Source organism: Brevibacterium ammoniilyticum (assembly GCF_038429965.1).
GTDB lineage: Bacteria > Actinomycetota > Actinomycetes > Actinomycetales > Brevibacteriaceae > Brevibacterium > Brevibacterium ammoniilyticum.
On sequence record NZ_BAABNP010000002.1, the window covers coordinates 241,623 to 258,557 of the forward strand.

The following is a 16,935-nucleotide window of genomic DNA, read 5'->3' on the forward strand; positions in this document are numbered from 1 at the left end:
GCCGACTGAGAAACGCCCCCCACCAGGGTTCGGCCGACTGGGCAATGCCCCTCACCAGGGGTTGGCCAGCTGCCACTGCCGATGCCAGTACCGGTCGCCGACATAGCGCGACTTGTTCGGACGACACCCCCGTAGACTGGCGTTTGCCGCCAACCACGCCCGGACGGCGGCCGGCACCTCATCCAGCCGTCCGTTCCACTCCCCGAGCTCAAGCAGCAGGCTCGCCCCGTCCTCGGCGGTGAGCAGACACGAGTAGCGCGGCAGACCCGAAGTGTTCTGCGAATGCGTGTACGTCACTGAATCGCATCCGGTGGTGAGGTAGAAGCGGATGTACTCCCCCGACACCGCCGAGCACAGGGCCTTGAAGCCCTGGTACGTCGTCAGCCACTCCGGCACCGAATATTCGTTCATGTGTTCTATTGTGCGCGTCGATCGTCGCTCCGGACAAGCCGACGTCCGGACCCTGACGACCTCGCCCGCCGAGGTGGGAAGCCGGATCCGATCCAGCGCCGGCTGCCCGCTCCGGCCGCCCGTTCGGCGGATGGTCGCCGTCGAATCTGCCGCACTCGGCGGTTGTCGCACCCTCCGCCTCGGCGGAATCGTAGAAGGCAGGGCGCACGCCCCGTCCGACCGCGGCGATCAGCCCGAGGCCGGCAGACCGCACACCACGCTGGGCCGGGCATGACACCGGCCGGAGAAGAGGAACGATGAAGGCAGTGAGACTCCACGGACGCGAGGATCTTCGGATCGAGGACGTCCCCGCACCCGCCGCCCCGGGGCCCGGCCAGATCAGGCTGCGCAACGGCTTCGTCGGCATCTGCGGCAGCGACCTCCACCTCCTCGCCCACCCCGAGGCCTCCCCCGTCGACCTCTTCACCCCGCATCCGATCACCGGCGGGCACCTCCCCCAGACCCTCGGCCACGAGTTCTCCGGCACCGTCGCCGAGGTGGGTCCCGGCGTCGACGGCATCGCCGTGGGCGATCGGGGTGCGATCTTCCCCGTCGCCTACAGCTGCGGCGAATGCGTCGCCTGCCGACACGGGGAGCCGACGACCTGCCGACTCATGGCGTCCCTGGGCACGAATGCGAACGGCGGCGGCATGTCCGAGTCGGTGACCATCAGCGCCTCCCAGTTCCACCCGGTGCCCGCCTCGGTCAGTCTCCAGCAGGCCGCGCTCGTCGAACCCATGGCCGTGGCCTGGCACGGTGTGAGCCGGTCCCGCGCCACCGCCGAGGACACCGCCCTCATCCTCGGTGCCGGCCCGATCGGCATCGGGACGTGGTACGCCCTGCGCGCGTACGGGGTCGTCGACGTCCTCATCTCCGAACCGAACCCCGACCGTCGCGCGAGGGTCGCAGCCCTCGGCGCCACCGTCATCGACCCGCTCACCGAGGACGTGAATGATGCCGTCGCCGAACTCACCGACGGCGACGGGGTGACGATCGCCTATGACGCCGCCGGGGTGCCGGCCGCACTCGAATCGGCGCTCGCCGCCCTCGCCCCTGGCGGGCGGGCCGTCCTCATGTCTCCTCATGAGGCGGGCTTCGAGATCCAGCCGGGTGCGATCATGATGGGCGAGTACGAACTCATCGGCTCTGTCGGCTACACGCCGGCCGAGTTCGACGGCGTCATCGCCCGCATGGCCGCAGGCGACTACGACACGACGGGCTGGGTCGAGGAGATGGGACTCGACGATGCCCCGGCGGCCATCGAGCGGCTCACCGAGGGCGCGGGCACGAAGATCCTCCTGCGTGTGCGCTGAGCACCGGTTCGCCCGCCGCACAGCGGCGCCGGCCCCATGCGTGTGCGCTGAGCACCGCCCCGCTCAGCCCTCTTCGGCCCACTCCCCGAGCAGCGGGTACTTCCCGCTCTTCGCGGCCTCGACGAGCTGCGCATGGTCGGCGGTGACCACCTCGGCGTACTTGCGCGCCCATTCGCTCACCGCGGTCGCGAACGTGTCCGAGTTCCCCAGGTATTCGACGACGAGGCGGGCCTCCGGTGACTGGGAGTGGGCTCGGGCGAGGACCTCGCCGCACAGCCGCGAGTAGCTCTCCAGCTGGGTCGCGTCGAGGGTCGCCAAGTCATAGCTGCCCTTCATATCGCGGAACTGCCGCCAGTAGTAGTCACGGCCGTTGAAGGTGTTCCAGCCGAGGAACGGATCGGACACCGACTGCAGGACGGTCTGCGCGCGGACGACTCTTTCCCCTTCGGACGAGATGATCTTCCCTTCGGGCCGGTCGGAGAAGGGGAGCTGACCGCCGAAAGCCGTGACGACGGATTCCTGCGCCTCCTTGACCTGGAGAAGCATCGACTCCTCGCCGGGGCCCGAGAGCAGGACGAGGAAGCAGCGCGTGCCCACGCTGCCGACTCCGACGACCCGGAGGACCGAGTCGGCCACGGAGAACTGCCGCAGCAGCATCATCACGTCGGTGCGGGCGGTCTGCCGGTATTCGGCGAAGAGGGTCTCGACATCGATGCCGGCTTCGTCGAAGTGCTCGGTGAGCGGCGGCTGGTCGACGATGCGCAGACCGGAGTCCGAGGTCTCGGTGGCGAACTTCTTCAGCGCCTTCTCACCGGTCCGACTGCGGGCCTTCTTCATCGCCTTCGCCGTCGCCTTGTCCTTGCCGCGCCCGCGGGCTTCGATGGCGCGCAGCATCGTGTCGGCATCGACGATCGCGTAGAACCGGTCGAGGGCCGTCTGCTCCATGAGCGCGGCCAGACGCTCCTGGTAACCCTTGACCGAGGCGAAGGCCGCCGCATGACCGGCCTCCTCGCTCAGGCCGTGGACCTGAGCGCTCAGGTGCGCCGAGGCGGCGAGGCGTTTGACGTCCCATTCGAAGGGCGCGTACTCCGCTTCGTCGAAGTCGTTGAGATCGAAGACGAGTGAGCGTTCGCGGGAGGCGAAGAAGCCGAAGTTGCCCAGGTGTGCATCGGCGCATGAGAGCACGACCGGTCCCGCGCTCCTGACGGCATTGAGGTCGCTCGACATCTGGGCGGCGGCGCCGCGGTAGTAGCTGAAGGGCGACTCGGCCAGTCGCTGGGTGCGGATGCCGAGCAGTTCGGGCAGCCGGGTCTCGTTCTGCGTGCAGATCACGGCGACCGGGTCACGGTCGGCGGGCAGATCGAGGTCGGCCTGACTCGACCGTGGGGTTGCCTCGCGGAGGCTCTTGCCGTCGGTTGCGACCATGTCTTCGCCCTTGCTCTCGTCACGCCTGCCTGGCTTCAGGTCACCCCATCGTAGCGGTCCGCGCGTCCTCTGGTCAGGCGATGCGTTCGGGATGGGAGTAGACGTTGAAGCGGCCCTTGCGGTTGAAGCCGATGACGGTGATGCCTGCGGTCCTGCCGTAGTCGGCGGCGAGTGCCGAGGGGGCGCTGACGGCCGACATCATCGGAATGCCCGCCATCGCCGATTTCTGGACGAGTTCGAAGGACGCCCGAGCGGAGACCTGGAGGACGGTGCGGTTGAGCGGCAGTCCGCGCTCGGCCATGGCCCAGCCGATGACCTTGTCGACGGCGTTGTGGCGGCCGACGTCTTCGCGGATGACGAGGAGTTCCGGTTCGGCCTGGGGATCGTCGCCGACGGCGAAGAGCGCCGCCGCGTGGACGCCTCCCGTCCGGTCGAACAGCGACTGCCCCTCGCGGAGGCGGTCGGGCAGCTCCCCGATCCGCGCCGGAGAGAGCAGGGGCGGGAAGACGATGTCGCCGTCCTCGTCGAGATGCGGGGCATCGGGCCGTGCGACATCCTCGGCGGCACTGCCGGCCTCGACGTCGTTCCGGGACCCGACGCCGAGGAGGGGGATGAGCGGGTACGCCGAGGGCTTCGTCACCGCGTCGATGGCCGCGGTTCCGCAGATCCCGCACGACGAGGACGTGTAGACGGACCGGGCGGGCGCGGCGGCCGCGTTCCACACACCGGGTCGCAGTCGCACGCCGGCGACGTTGTAGTTCCGCGAACCGTCGGGGGCGAGCCCGGTCGAGAAGTCGATCTCCGCGATGTCGGCCATTGAGGTGATCACTCCCTCGGACAGGAGGTATCCGGAGACGAGTTCGACGTCGTTGCCGGGGGTGCGCATCGTCACGGAGAACTGCTCGCCGTCGAGGTTGACCTCGAGCGGCTCCTCTCCCGCGAGCGAATCGGGACCGACCTTGATCTCACCGGTGGCATCGAAGCGGTGGACGCGGGCCCGGACGGCCTTGCGCTGCTGCATCTCAGACCCTCGGACCGTGATCGGTCGTGTCCTCGACCGAGGTCTGGATGTGCTCGAGGAGGTCGTCGATGACGGTGATCCCGTCGCGGACCCCGCCCTTCGAGCCGGGGAAGTTGATGACGAAGGTGCGTCCCCGCACACCGGCGACGCCCCTGCTCATCACCGCAGACGACGTCGATTCGAGCCCTTTGCGCCACATCGCATAGATGAGCCCCGGCGACTGCCGCTCGAGGAGTTCGGCGGTGAACTCCGGGGTGCGGTCGTCGGGGGCCAGCCCCGTGCCTCCGGAGGTGACGACGATGCGGGGGCGGGCCGCCTCGGCGGGGGTGAGGAGAAGCTCCCGCAGAGCCTCACCGACGGGTTCACCGTCACGGACGACGATCGGGTCGGGGCAGTCGTACCCGCGCCCCCGCAGCCAGTCGACGAGGATCGGTCCCGTCGTGTCCGCCGCCTCACCCCGTGCCGCCGAGGTGGAGGCGATGACGACGGCGGCCGATCGGCCCTCGCCGAGGCGGTCGACGGTCGGCTCTGTGGTGGTCATCCTCGAACTCCCTGCTCACGACACTCATGGACTCCGCGCCCATTGTCCCATGTCGGGCGGACATCGAAGGGGGTGGTCAGAGACGGCGCCCTCCGCGCACGGTCGCGCCGGTCAACATCATCTGGCCGATGAGCACCGTCGGGCTGATGAGTGCGGTCGGGCTGATGAGCACAGTGGCGCATCAGTACAGTGGCTGATCAGTACAGTGAGAGGCAGCGCCGCGGCAGGAGGGCCCGGCGCGGAGACCGGGAGGGACGATGGACGACCTGACGCTTAGCACACTCACCTGGCTGCGCATGGTGAGATTCGTCCAGAACAGCAACCAGCTCTCGAACGATCACCTGCGCCAGTTCGGCCTCACCGTCGCCCAGTTCGAGGCCCTCGCCCACATTCGCAACTTCCAACCCGTCACCCAGACCGACCTCGCCAAGGGCCTCACCGTCAGCGGCGGCGGAATCTCCCGGATGCTCGCCCGCCTCGAACGCGACGAGCTCATCACCCGAGAACAGACATGGAAGACCAAGCACATCTCCCTCACCGAGGCGGGACTTGAGACCCTCGAACGCGCCTTCCCCTCCCAGCTCCACCAGCAGTCCGCCCTGTTCGACGACGCCCTCGATGAGGACGAGCAGCGGACATTGCACGCGCTGATGAAGAAGCTCTACGACCACAGCATCGCCGAGCGCGCCAAGGCGGAAGAAGGCGACTGACCACCTCGGCGCACGGCTCGGGTGGGTCACCTCGGCGAGGATCAGAGCACCACCTCGACGTGGTCAGGAATAAATCTCCGCACTTATCAGTTGACAGGGCAAATGATCAATCGAGATCGGCCCTGCGGGACGGTCTCACACGCATGGGAGAGACCTTGAGCGAGAACACGACCACCCTTGATCCCGTCGGATTCGACCCCACTCAGGGGCTGCAGTTCGGGATGTACAGCCTCGGCGATCATCTGCCGAACCCGGCCGACGGGTCCCGGGTGAGTGCGGGCGAGCGCATCCGCGAATTCGTCGGCTACGCACAGGCCGCAGAGGAGGCCGGCTTCGACTTCTTCAGCGTCGGCGAGAGCCACCAGGAATTCTTCGCCTCGCAGGCGCATGCGGTCATCCTCGGCGCGATCGCGCAGGCGACGTCGACGATCCGCATCGGCAGCACCTCGACGATCCTGAGCACCTCGGATCCGGTGCGTGTGTTCGAGAACTTCGCGACGATCGATCACCTCTCCGAAGGTCGGGCCGAACTCGTCGCCGGTCGCGCCTCGCGGATCGGACTGTTCGAACTCCTCGGCTACGATCTGCGCGACTACGAGGAGCTCTTCGAAGAGAAGTTCGACCTGCTCAACACGATCAACCGTGAGGAATCGGTGACGTGGTCCGGGCAGTTCCGCGCCCCGCTCAACAACGCCGAGGTCCTCCCCCGCCCCGAGCAGAACCCGCTGCCGATCTGGCGTGCGGTCGGCGGTGCGCCGGCGAGCGCGGTCAAGGCGGGACTGGCGGGTGTACCCATGGTGATGGCCCACCTCGGCGGGACCACCTCGTCGTTCAAACCCACCGTCGATGCCTACCGGCAGGCGGCACGTCACGCCGGCTTCGATCCTGCCGGTCTGCCGATCGCCACGGCCGGTTTCCTCTACACGGCGCCGACCTCGCAGGAGGCGCTGCAGGGGCTCTACCCGCACATCAACGAGGGGATGAAGCGCACGAACGGGCAAGGCATGCCCAAGCAGCTCTTCGCCCAGAGCGTCGACCCGGCGAGCATCGTCAACATCGGCAGCCCGCAGCAGGTCGTCGAGAAGATCCTCCATCAGCACGAGGTCTTCGGACATCAGCGCTACCTCGGCCAGATCGACTTCGGCGGGATGCCGTATGAACGGGTGATGAAGCAGATCGAGACCATCGGCTCGGAGATCATTCCGGCCGTGAAGAAGTACACCGCGACTAAGGAGGCTGCCTGATGAAGGTCGTCGTCCTCTCCGGCTCGAATGTCGGAACGAAGACGCGCACGGTGATGGACTACGTCGCGCAGGCGGTTATGGCGCAGGATCCCGATATCGAGGTCACGCTCATCGACCTCGCCGAGGCGGACATGGTCTTCTCCGACGGCCGGAACTTCACCGAATACTCCGGTGACACCGGGCGGGTGACCGCGGCGCTCATGGACGCCGATGCGATCGTCATCGGCACGCCGATCTTCCAGGCCTCGATCCCAGCGAGCCTGAAGAACGTCTTCGACCTGCTGCCCGTCAACGCCTTCCGCGACAAGGTCGTGGCCGCGATCGCCACGGCGGGTTCGGCGAAGCACTACCTGATCCCGCAGCAGCACCTCCTGCCGATCCTCACCTACATGAAGGCGCAGGTCGTCTCCCCGTACGTATTCGTCGAGGAGCGCGATCTGCACCGCGGTCAGATCGTCAGCGAGGATGTCATCGCCCGCCTCGACCGCCTCGTCGAGGACACGATCGTGCTGACGAAGACCTACGCGGCAATCCGTGAGGAGAAGGAAGCCGCCTACGGGTTCTGAACGGCCAGTCCCAGGATTGTCGCAGGCGACCGAATGGTCGGTTCTCAGTACGTTGTCATGTTCACCCAATAACGTGTGGTTGCACTTTCAACCAACCTTGGAGTTCAGCATGTACGCAACGACCGGATTTCCGACCATCGCCCGCGACATCATCACCGCCATCGCCCGAATCACCCTCGGCGCCATCTTCATCGCCCACGGCTGGCAGAAGTTCAACGAGTGGACCATCGCCGGAACAACGGACTCGTTCTCGCAGATGGGAGTGCCACTCCCGGACATCGCCGCACCTTTCGCGACCTTCGTCGAACTCATCGGCGGCGCGCTGCTCATCCTCGGTGCGCTGACCCCCATCGTCGGCATCCTCCTGGCCGCAAACGTCATCGGGGCTCTGGTGATCGTCCACCTCACGCCGACCCCGTTCGTCGATCAGGGCGGCTGGGAACTCGTCGCAGCCCTGGCCGCAGGCACACTGCTCATCGCCGCCGCGGGACCGGGCCGGTTCAGCATCGATTGCTTCCTCTTCGCTGGGAAGAAGGGCAAGGGTCGTAAGCGGGCTGCGGGAGCACGGTCGGTCGCGGTTGACGCCTGAGACACAACCACCTCGGCGGGTGACTGTCTCCCGCCTCAGCAGGTCGCACTTCTGCGAACCCACCGACTCGCAGGACTCATTCCGGGTCCGCTCCGTGATGGATGATTCCATAACGGAGCGGACCCGGACGTCAATCACGGCCACCAAGCATCCACGCCGCCCCGGCAGTTAAAAATCCACCGAAAATTGTGGTTACATTTCTGGAATCAATGACCTATTGTGTAACTGAAATTACATTCGCCTGGAAGAACGGACGAACCGTGGAAGACACGAAGCCCGGCAAAGAAGCCGGCACATCACTGAAGAGGCCCCTGCACACCTGGGAAGTCACCGCCATCTCGATCGGGTTCATGGGCCCGGTCATGGCGATGGCGCTGAACGGCATCGGGGTCGCCGGCCTCGTCGGCAAGGCCGTCCCGTTCACCTTCCTCGTCTCCTTCATCGGCACCCTGTTCGTCGCCTACGGCTTCATCAGGCTGCTGCGCAAGATCACTCACGCAGGCTCCGTCTATGCCCTGGCCGGAATCACCCTGGGACCGCGCGCCGGATTCTTCGGCGGCTTCGCCCTCCTGGGCACCTACATCTTCTTCGCCGCCTGCATCCTCGGTGCCTGCGCCGTCTTCTTCGAGGCGATGCTCTCGGAGATCGGCATCACGATGGCTCCCGGGATGTGGATGATCGTTGCCCTCGTTGTCGGGGTGATCGCCTTGGCACTCAACCTCCGCGAATCCGCGACGGTGGCCCGAACGCTGCTGGGCATCGGCTTCGTCGGCATCGCCGCCATGATCATCCTCTCGATCGTCATCATCGCCCGCGTCGGCACCGGCCACGCCCCGGTCAGCACCGGCATCGACCTCAGCGTGCTCACTCCCGGCGACAATGCGCTGTCGGGAATCATGACCGCCTCGGTGTTCGGCTTCCTCTCCTGGGCAGGATTCGAATCGGGATCGTCCATGAGCGAAGAGACCGCCGAACCCAAGCGCATCATCCCGCGCTCGCTGCTCATGGCCGTCATCATCGGCGGCATCGTCTACGTCTTCGTCATGTTCGCCCAGACCATCGGGTTCGGCACGGACGCGGCCGGCGTCGAAGCCTTCGCCACCGCCGCATCCACCCTGACCAGCCTGTCGGCGACCTACATCGGCACCTGGTTCGCCGTGCTCATCTCCGTCGTCGCTTTCTTCGTCGCCTTCGGCGCCTTCCTCAGCTCCTCGGCCGCCGCCTCCCGGCTCCTCTTCGCCCTCGCCCGCGACGGATTCGGACCCTCCGCACTGGCCCGCCAGCACCCCGTGAGCAAGGTCCCGACCACCTCGGTGACCACCGTCATCGTCCTCACCACCCTGATGACGCTCGGACTCGGGGTCTTCGGCGCCACCAGCGTCGACGCCTACTACTGGTACGCGACGCTGGGCACCCTGTGCATGGTCGTCGCCTACGGCATGACCTCCGTCGGCGTCATCCGGCACACCTTCCGAGCGAACTCGGGGATCCCGAAATGGGAGATCATCATCCCCGCCCTCGGCCTCGTCTACCTCGTGTTCGTCTACGTCATCCAGGTCACCGGCCAGGAAGCCCCGTACACGTACTTCCCCTGGGCCGTCGGCCTCTGGTGCCTCATCGGTCTGATCATCGTCATCAGCCGCCCGGCCCTCGCACAGCGCATCGGCTCCCGCCTCACCGCGGAGGACATCGACTGATGGACATCGCCGAACTCACCCCCGAACAGCGCGCCACCGAGGAAGCCGCCTACGCCCGCGACCAGTCCGCGCTGGCCCATATCCAGAATCTGCGCTTCTTCCCTCTGGTCGTCTCCGGAGGATCCGGTGCGAGGCTGCGCACCGCCTCGGGCCGGGAGCTCATCGACCTCTCGGCCAGTTGGACCGCTTCGGCCTTCGGGCATGGAAACCCCACCATCGCCGAGGCGGTCCACCGTGCCGCTCTCACCGGCGCGGGCTCCTCCGCGCTGTCCGCCGCGGTCACCGGCACCACCGAGCTGGCCGAACGGCTGGTGAACACGGTGCCGGTGAAGCACCCCGAACGGGCTTACCTCGGACTGAGCGGCAGCGACGCGAACACGGCCGCCGTCGAGGCTGCCCGTCGCGCCACCGGGCGACCCACCATCGTCTCCTTCTCCGGCAGCTACCACGGCGGCTTCGGCACCTCCCGCGACGTCTCCGGCATCACCGAGTCCCCCGGTCCCGGGTCACTCGTCTTCGACTACCCCCTCACCGAGGCGGCGCTGAGTGAGCTGCGCCCGCAGCTGACCGAGGCGCTGGAATCATGCACGGTCGCCGCGGTCATCACCGAAGCCATCCAGTGCGACGGCGGAGTCCGGGTGCCCGACGCCGGCTTCCTTCCGATGCTGCGCGAACTCTGCGACGCCACGGACACGCTGCTCATCCTCGACGAGGTCAAGGCGGGACTGAGCAGAACCGGATCGCTCTTCGCCTTCGAGACCTCGGACATCCGGCCCGACATCGTCACCCTGGGCAAGTCCCTGGGCGGCGGTCTGCCGATCTCGGCGGCCGTCGGCCCCGAAGCCGTCCTCGACGTCGCCCCCGCCTCGGCGCTGCTGACCAATGCCGGTGCCCCGATCTGTGCGGCGGCCGCCGAGGCTGTCCTCGGTCTTGCCACCGATCCGGCCCTCGCCGAGGCGGTCGACTCACTCGGATCCCGTGCCCGTGAGCGCATCGCCGACTACCGCGGCACCGACCGTGCGGGGGCCGAGTCCATCGTCGAGGTCCGCGGGCGTGGGCTCCTCCTCGGCGTCGAGCTCCGTGCCCCGGAAGGGTCACCACTTGATGATGGGCAGCTGGCCGCGCTGACGATCTACCGGGCCTGGGAACTCGGTGCCGTCGTCTACGTTGTGCGAGACAATGTTCTTGAGATCAGCCCACCGCTGCCGATCACCCCGGACGACCTCGACCGCGGCATCGAGATCATCCTGGGCGCCCTCGACGATGCCGTGTCCGGGCGAGTGCCCGCCGAGGTGCTCGACCGGTTCGCCGGCTGGTGACGAAGCCCGCCTGCCACACCCCGATCGACGTACCCCTTGCACCCGCAGAGCACCGACCTCCAGTGATTTCCGACCCACAGCGAAGGAACCCCATGAGCCAGAATGATTTCACGCTCGCCGTCGTCTCCGACCACAGCGCTGCCGACACCGACCATGCCGATCCTCTGGAGGCGGTCAAGCGGGCACTGACCGCCTTGGGCACCGCCGTCACCGAGATCACGCCGTTCCAATCGGCCCGGCTCCTCAATGACAAGTCGGGCCTGCTCATCGTTGTCGACCGGATCACCGGCCACGCCGCGACGGGCGCGGAGAATTCGTCGGATGCACTGCGCGAACTGCTCGGGCAGATCCGCTCCCAGAGCGCCGATGTCCCGGTGTTCCTCTACGGAGAGAGCCTCACGGCACGCAGCCTTCCAACGGAGGTCCTCGCCGAGATCGAAGGCGTCATCAACGCCTATGAGGACACCCCCGAGTTCGTCGCGAAGGTCATTCACCGGGAGGCCACCCGCTATGTCGAACGCCTGGCACCGCCCTTCTTCAAGGCCCTGATGGACTACTCGAACGACGGCGCCTACTCCTGGCACTGCCCCGGGCATTCGGGAGGCACCGCATTCCTCAAGTCACCGGCTGGTACGGTCTTCCACCAGTTCTTCGGTGAGAACATGCTCCGCTCGGACGTGTGCAACGCTGTCGAAGAGCTCGGCCAGCTCCTCGACCACACGGGCCCCGTGGCGGAGTCCGAGGCCAGGGCCGCCGAGACCTTCGGCGCCGACCACCTGTTCTTCGTCACCAACGGCACCTCCACCTCGAACAAGGTGGTCTGGAACTCTGCCGTGAGCGCCGGCGATGTCGTTCTCGTCGACCGCAACTGCCACAAGTCGATCCTCCACGCGATCATCCTCACCGGAGCGATTCCGATCTACCTCTGGCCGACCCGGAACCGTGCGGGGATCATCGGCCCGATCCCCCGCAGCGAGTTCTCCCCCGAGTCCATCGCGGAGAAGATCCGGTCCCACCCTGCCATCACCGATAAGAGCGTGACCCCGCGCATCCTCACCCTGACCCAGAGCACCTATGACGGGGTCGTCTACAACGCCGAGGAGATCAAGTCGACCCTCGACGGATACGTCGACGTCCTCCACTTCGACGAGGCCTGGCTCCCGCATGCCCGGTTCCACGAGCTCTACCGGGGCATGCACGGCGTCGATGAGCGGACCGCGAAGACGCAGAAGTCGCTGGTCTACGCCACGCAGTCGACGCACAAACTCCTAGCCGGTCTCTCGCAGGCCTCACAGATCCTCGTCCAGAACTCCGAAGAGACCGAGCTCGACCGCGACATCTTCAACGAGGCCTACCTCATGCACACGTCGACGAGTCCGCAGTACTCGATCATCGCCAGCTGCGATGTGTCCGCGGAGATGATGCGCGGGCCCGGCGGGCATGCTCTCGTCGAAGAGACCATCACCGAGGCGATGGAGTTCCGTCGGGCCATCATCCGCATCGGTGATGAGCGTGCCGACTCGGACTGGTGGTTCGGTGTCTGGGGACCGGACACTCCTCCGCGAGAGGGACTGGCGGAACGCGCCGAATGGCAGCTGAGTGCCTCCGACAACTGGCACGGGTTCGGCGAGATCGGCGAGGACTTCGCCATGCTCGACCCGATCAAGGTCACCCTGACGACTCCGGGGTTGAGCATCGACGGCGAATTCGGCGACTTCGGCATCCCCGGCCTGGTGCTCTCGAAGTACCTCGCCGAACACGGTGTCGTCGTCGAGAAGACCGGCCTCTACTCACTCTTCATCCTCTTCACGATCGGAGTCACGAAGGGACGGTGGAACACGCTCATCGCCGAACTCCACCGATTCAAGAGTGCCGTCGACAGCAACGTCCGCATCGACGAGATCATGCCGGAGTTCGTCGCGGAGTCACCGCAGTATGCGGGCTTGGGATTGAAGGATCTCTGCCAGCGGCTCCACGAGCTCTATCGCGAACACGACTTCGCGAACCTCACCACGGACATCTACCTCGAGGAGCCTGCGGTCGCTCTCCTGCCGACCGACGCCTGGGCGGCGATGACCAGCGGGAAGATCGAGCATGTGGGGATCTCGCAGCTCGAGGGACGCATCTCCGCGGTCCTGCTCACGCCCTACCCGCCCGGAATCCCGCTGCTCGTGCCCGGGGAACGAGTGAGCCCGAAGATCGTCGAGTATCTCAAGGCGGAGGCCGAGCTGGCTCGCCGCTACCCCGGCTTCAACGGCATCACCCATGGGCTGACGGCCGCGTCCGGCGGCGAGAACACGGTGGCCTGCGTCATCGAGGAGGGCTGAGGCCAACGGCAGTCTGACCGGTGGCGGTTTTACGTGGACCAACGGCCGCCGCGCGAGGACCGCTGCCGGTCACATTCGTGCCGGGATGGCGCTCACGCGTGGTTGGCTGTGCCTCCGAGCCGGAGCCGCAGCGGGTCGAGTCGTCCCAGACGGTCGACCCCTGCCTGACCGAGTTCGACCACGACGAGTTCGCTCACCGCTTCGACGAGTGCCAGCATCGGCACCATCGTGTCCGAGGGACCCGCTGCGCGGACGTCGGCGGTGAGCACGTGGTCGGCCAAGGCGGCAGCGGGAGACATCCAGGGGTCGGTGAACACGATCGTCGTCAGGCCGAGCTCTTTGGCTGTGCGCACGACGTCCGTGACTCCGGGTTCGTAGCGTCTGACATCGAAGGCGACGACGATATCCCCTCGCTTGAGGTCGAGGAGCTGCCCGGCTGCGACGAGAGGATTCGCCGCCAGCCGCATCGTGCCCGGCCTTGCCGGGGCCAGCTGGGCATGGAAGATGTCCGCGATGAACCCCGAGTACGTTGCCCCGAGGAAGACCACCGACCTCTTCGTCTGCGCGAGCAGTCTGACGGTACTGTCGAGGTCGTCCCCGATCACCGAGTCGAAGGTCTGGTCGATCCCCGCATGGTAGGCGGATCGTGCGGCGTCGAACTGCGGCTCCTGACCGCGCGGGCGCGTCTCGGCTTGCGAGAGGTTCGACTCCTCACGCACGCGGATCTCCTGTCGCAGCCTCTCTTGGAACTCCCGGTAGCCGTTGAATCCCAGCGTCCGGGCGAAGCGGACGACGGATGGGGCGCTGACTCCCGCGGAGTCGGCGAGGCTCGAGATCGGTTCAAGTCCGGAGAACGGATAGGACGCGAGGATCGCACGGGCGATCTTCTTCTCTGCCGGGGTGAAGGTCGACATGGCGGCGCGCAGGCCCACCGCCAGGCTCGGCCCGTCCTCGCCTCGCGAACCCTGTACGTCCGGCTCGTCCTCGGCGGTCGCGTCCTTGCGTGTCATCTCATCGCCTCTCTGTCTCTCCCCCGACTGTACTGTGTTCGCACGCGGTCACGAGGCGGGAGAAGGACTTTCTGAAATTTTAATTACAGATATTGACCATATCGCCTAATTTGATATTCTTCATTACATAACTGGGATCGCCTCAGACCGTCCTGCGATTCCAGCCCGCCAGCCACGAGCGAACACCGACGTTCGGACAAGGAGTCACACCGTGAGCACTGAACCCACTTCCGCCGACCTGGACTGCCATGAGTGGCTGCACGAGAGCGTGCGGCCCGGTCCCGGCGAACTCGTCTTCCTCGCCACATCCGACCTCTCCGCACACACCCGAGGCCGTGCGGTTCGCGCAGAATCGCTGAAGACCTCGACGTCGGTGGGATGGGTTCCGGCCAACCTCGGCATCGGCCCCAGTGGTCACATCACCGACGATATCCCCTTCGACTCCTCCGGCGACCTTCGCCTGCTTCCCGACTTCGACTCCGCCGTGCGGACGACCCTCATTCCCGGCCAGCCTCCGCTGACCATCGTGTTCTCCGATCAGGTCAACACCGACGGCACGCCCTGGCACGGGGATGCTCGGTCGTTCCTCCGCCAGGCGATCGCAGAGCTGTCGGAGGAGTTCGGCATCCAGGTCAACGCCGCCTTCGAGCACGAGTTCACCGATCTGGGCAACACTGCTCCGACTCAGCCGTTCTCCCTGCAGGCCCACCGCGCCCTCGAACCGATCGGTTCGGAATCGATGGCCGCTCTGGCCGAGATGGGTGCCCAGCCGGAGAACTGGCTGCCCGAATACGCTCCCAACCAGTTCGAGCTCACCGTCTCCCCGGCCCCGGCACTCACCGCGGCCGACCGTGCCGTGCTCGTCCGCGATACCGTCGCCGCGGTCTTCGCCGGCCACGACAGGGAAGTCACCTTCACCCCGGTCCCGATCGCCGGCGACGGAGGCTCGGGAGTGCACGTCCATTTCGGCCTCAACGACCTCGACGGCGAGACTCTGGTCTTCGACGCCGACCGTCCCGGGCGGATCTCGGTCAAGGCCGCGAAGTTCGCCGCCGGAATCGTCAAGTACGCCCCGTCGCTGACCGCGATCTTCGCGCCTCTCGTCGTGTCCTACCAGCGGCTGCGCCCACACAACTGGTCGACGGCCGCGTCGTTCCTCGGCCTGCAGAATCGTGAGGCGCTGCTGCGGATCGTGCCCACGAACGAGATCGGCGGAGCAGACCCTCGCCCGCAGCTGCATTTCGAGTTCCGCGGCGGCGACATCGGAGCCAACCCGTACCTTCTGCTGGGCATCCTGCTCAAGGCCGGCATGGAGGGACTGCGGCAGGATCTCGAACCCGCCGAGGTGGTCGTCGGTGACCCCGATGCCGCCGTCAGCGCCGAGGGTCAGCTTCCGACGTCCCTCCGCGAGGCCATCGACCGCCTCGAGTCCGATGATGTGGTCCGTGAGTGGTTCCATCCCGAGCTGCTGGCGACCTACCTGGCCGTCAAGCGTGCGGAGATCGCCGAGTTCGGCGACCTCGAACCCTCACAGCAGTGCGCCGCCTACCGGAAGTTCTACTGAGGACGCCGGCGTGCACTTCGACTGGATGAACGAGCTGGAACTCGTCGACCACCACTGCCACGGCGTGCTCGAACACGACCTCGACCGTGGGGCATTCGAAGACCTCATCACCGAGTCCGACCGTCCGAGCCCTTCAGGCACGACGTTCTTCGACACCCAACTCGGCTTCATGATCCGACGGTACTGTGCCCCGCTCTTGGGACTTCCGGCCTTCGCCGCTCCCGAGGATTACATCGCAGAGAGGACCCGCCTCGGCGCGGTCGAGGTCAACACACGGCTGCTAACCGGGCATGGCTACGGCACCCTCCTCATCGAGACCGGACACCGTGGGGACGAGATCCTCGGTCCCCGTCAGATGGGGGTGCGTGCCGGCACTCAGGTCGCCGAGGTGGTCCGTCTCGAACGCATCGCCGAGGAGCTGGTGGAATCGGGGGTCTCCCCCACCGACTTCCGGTCCGTCTTCACCGACGAGCTCGATGCGCGTCTGCGCACCGCGGTCGGCGTGAAGTCGATCGCCGCCTACCGCATCGGCCTCGACTTCGATCCCGAGCGGCCAACTGCCGAAGAGGTCGACGCAGCGGTCAATGAGTGGATGACAGCGAGCACCGACGGCCCAGCCCGCCTCAAGGACGCGACGATCATCCGTCACCTCATCTGGGAGGCCGTCGACCGAAAGGTGCCGATCCAGTTCCACATCGGCTACGGCGATCCCGATGTCGATCTGCACCGCTGCAATCCACTCCTGCTCACCGAGTTCCTGCGGCTCAGCCGCGGTTCGGGGGCGAGCGTCATGCTGCTCCACTGCTATCCGTATCACCGTGAGGCCGGCTATTTGGCGCACTGCTTCGAGCATGTCTATGCCGATGTCGGTCTGGCCATCAACTACACCGGCGCGCAGGCCGCTCAGGTGATCGCCGAATCGCTTGAGCTCACCCCTTTCCACAAGGCGCTGTTCTCTTCCGACGCGTGGGGAGCCGCCGAGCTCTACAGTCTCGGGTCGATCCTCTTCAGGGACGGACTCGACTCGGTCCTCAACGACTGGGCGACCAGGCATGGCTGGCCGGAGGATGAGCTTCGCCGCATCGCCGGAATGATCGCAGCAGGCAATGCACGTCGGGTCTACGGCCTGACAACGAACGAAGCAGGGCAAGACTGGTGA

Annotated in this window: 15 protein-coding genes; 10 read left to right on the forward strand and 5 right to left on the reverse strand. The window is 66.6% G+C overall.

Going from position 1 to position 16,935, the window contains the following annotated elements; translation table 11 throughout:
* Positions 1–51: 51 nt before the first annotated feature.
* A complete protein-coding gene (locus AAHA49_RS03115; protein WP_342037179.1) occupies positions 52–411 on the reverse strand; it encodes a hypothetical protein in 360 nt (119 codons plus the stop codon).
* A gap of 296 nt (positions 412–707) precedes the next feature.
* Here AAHA49_RS03115 and AAHA49_RS03120 point away from each other — a divergent pair, with 296 nt between their 5' ends.
* Complete coding sequence (locus AAHA49_RS03120; RefSeq protein ID WP_342037180.1) at positions 708–1,763, forward strand: alcohol dehydrogenase catalytic domain-containing protein; 1,056 nt, start codon at positions 708–710, stop codon at positions 1,761–1,763.
* Positions 1,764–1,826: 63 nt separating this feature from the next.
* On the opposite strand, the gene AAHA49_RS03125 is transcribed toward AAHA49_RS03120, so the two are convergent.
* From AAHA49_RS03125 to AAHA49_RS03135, 3 genes are all read right to left on the reverse strand, one after another.
* Positions 1,827–3,188, reverse strand: a complete 1,362-nt coding sequence (locus tag AAHA49_RS03125) for a DUF2252 domain-containing protein (protein ID WP_342037181.1) — start codon at positions 3,186–3,188, stop codon at positions 1,827–1,829.
* A 73-nt stretch (positions 3,189–3,261) separates the two neighbouring features.
* Positions 3,262–4,209 (reverse strand): formate dehydrogenase accessory sulfurtransferase FdhD, encoded by a 948-nt coding sequence (locus AAHA49_RS03130; RefSeq protein WP_342037182.1) that lies wholly within the window; start codon positions 4,207–4,209, stop codon positions 3,262–3,264.
* A 1-nt stretch (position 4,210) separates the two neighbouring features.
* Positions 4,211–4,750 (reverse strand): MogA/MoaB family molybdenum cofactor biosynthesis protein, encoded by a 540-nt coding sequence (locus tag AAHA49_RS03135; protein WP_063248902.1) that lies wholly within the window; start codon positions 4,748–4,750, stop codon positions 4,211–4,213.
* Positions 4,751–5,007: 257 nt separating this feature from the next.
* Here AAHA49_RS03135 and AAHA49_RS03140 point away from each other — a divergent pair, with 257 nt between their 5' ends.
* From AAHA49_RS03140 to AAHA49_RS03170, 7 genes are all read left to right on the forward strand, one after another.
* Positions 5,008–5,460, forward strand: coding sequence for a MarR family winged helix-turn-helix transcriptional regulator (locus tag AAHA49_RS03140; RefSeq protein WP_063248901.1), 453 nt, complete (start codon positions 5,008–5,010; stop codon positions 5,458–5,460).
* Between the two features lie 155 nt (positions 5,461–5,615).
* Positions 5,616–6,704: an LLM class flavin-dependent oxidoreductase gene (locus tag AAHA49_RS03145; RefSeq protein ID WP_223289924.1), complete on the forward strand. Its 1,089-nt coding sequence runs from the start codon at positions 5,616–5,618 to the stop codon at positions 6,702–6,704.
* Positions 6,704–7,270: an NADPH-dependent FMN reductase gene (locus tag AAHA49_RS03150; RefSeq protein WP_063248899.1), complete on the forward strand. Its 567-nt coding sequence runs from the start codon at positions 6,704–6,706 to the stop codon at positions 7,268–7,270. Before AAHA49_RS03145 ends, AAHA49_RS03150 begins: the two co-directional genes overlap by 1 nt.
* 109 nt (positions 7,271–7,379) lie before the next feature.
* The gene (locus AAHA49_RS03155; RefSeq protein WP_063248898.1) at positions 7,380–7,859 is read left to right on the forward strand and encodes a DoxX family protein; all 480 of its coding nucleotides are present in this window, start codon (positions 7,380–7,382) and stop codon (positions 7,857–7,859) included.
* Positions 7,860–8,119: 260 nt separating this feature from the next.
* Complete coding sequence (locus AAHA49_RS03160; RefSeq protein ID WP_063248897.1) at positions 8,120–9,556, forward strand: APC family permease; 1,437 nt, start codon at positions 8,120–8,122, stop codon at positions 9,554–9,556.
* A complete protein-coding gene (locus AAHA49_RS03165; RefSeq protein ID WP_063248896.1) occupies positions 9,556–10,875 on the forward strand; it encodes a class-III pyridoxal-phosphate-dependent aminotransferase in 1,320 nt (439 codons plus the stop codon). Before AAHA49_RS03160 ends, AAHA49_RS03165 begins: the two co-directional genes overlap by 1 nt.
* Positions 10,876–10,967: 92 nt before the next feature.
* Complete coding sequence (locus tag AAHA49_RS03170; protein WP_063248895.1) at positions 10,968–13,202, forward strand: arginine/lysine/ornithine decarboxylase; 2,235 nt, start codon at positions 10,968–10,970, stop codon at positions 13,200–13,202.
* 92 nt (positions 13,203–13,294) lie between these two features.
* On the opposite strand, the gene AAHA49_RS03175 is transcribed toward AAHA49_RS03170, so the two are convergent.
* Entirely contained in the window at positions 13,295–14,212 is a 918-nt protein-coding gene (locus AAHA49_RS03175; protein WP_063248894.1) for a MurR/RpiR family transcriptional regulator, read from the reverse strand.
* Positions 14,213–14,423: 211 nt separating this feature from the next.
* Here AAHA49_RS03175 and AAHA49_RS03180 point away from each other — a divergent pair, with 211 nt between their 5' ends.
* Together AAHA49_RS03180 and AAHA49_RS03185 are read left to right on the forward strand one after the other, a co-directional pair.
* On the forward strand, positions 14,424–15,776 hold the full coding sequence (locus AAHA49_RS03180) for a type I glutamate--ammonia ligase (protein ID WP_223289923.1): 1,353 nt from the start codon (positions 14,424–14,426) through the stop codon (positions 15,774–15,776).
* 10 nt (positions 15,777–15,786) lie between these two features.
* Positions 15,787–16,935 (forward strand): amidohydrolase family protein, encoded by a 1,149-nt coding sequence (locus tag AAHA49_RS03185; RefSeq protein WP_308443533.1) that lies wholly within the window; start codon positions 15,787–15,789, stop codon positions 16,933–16,935.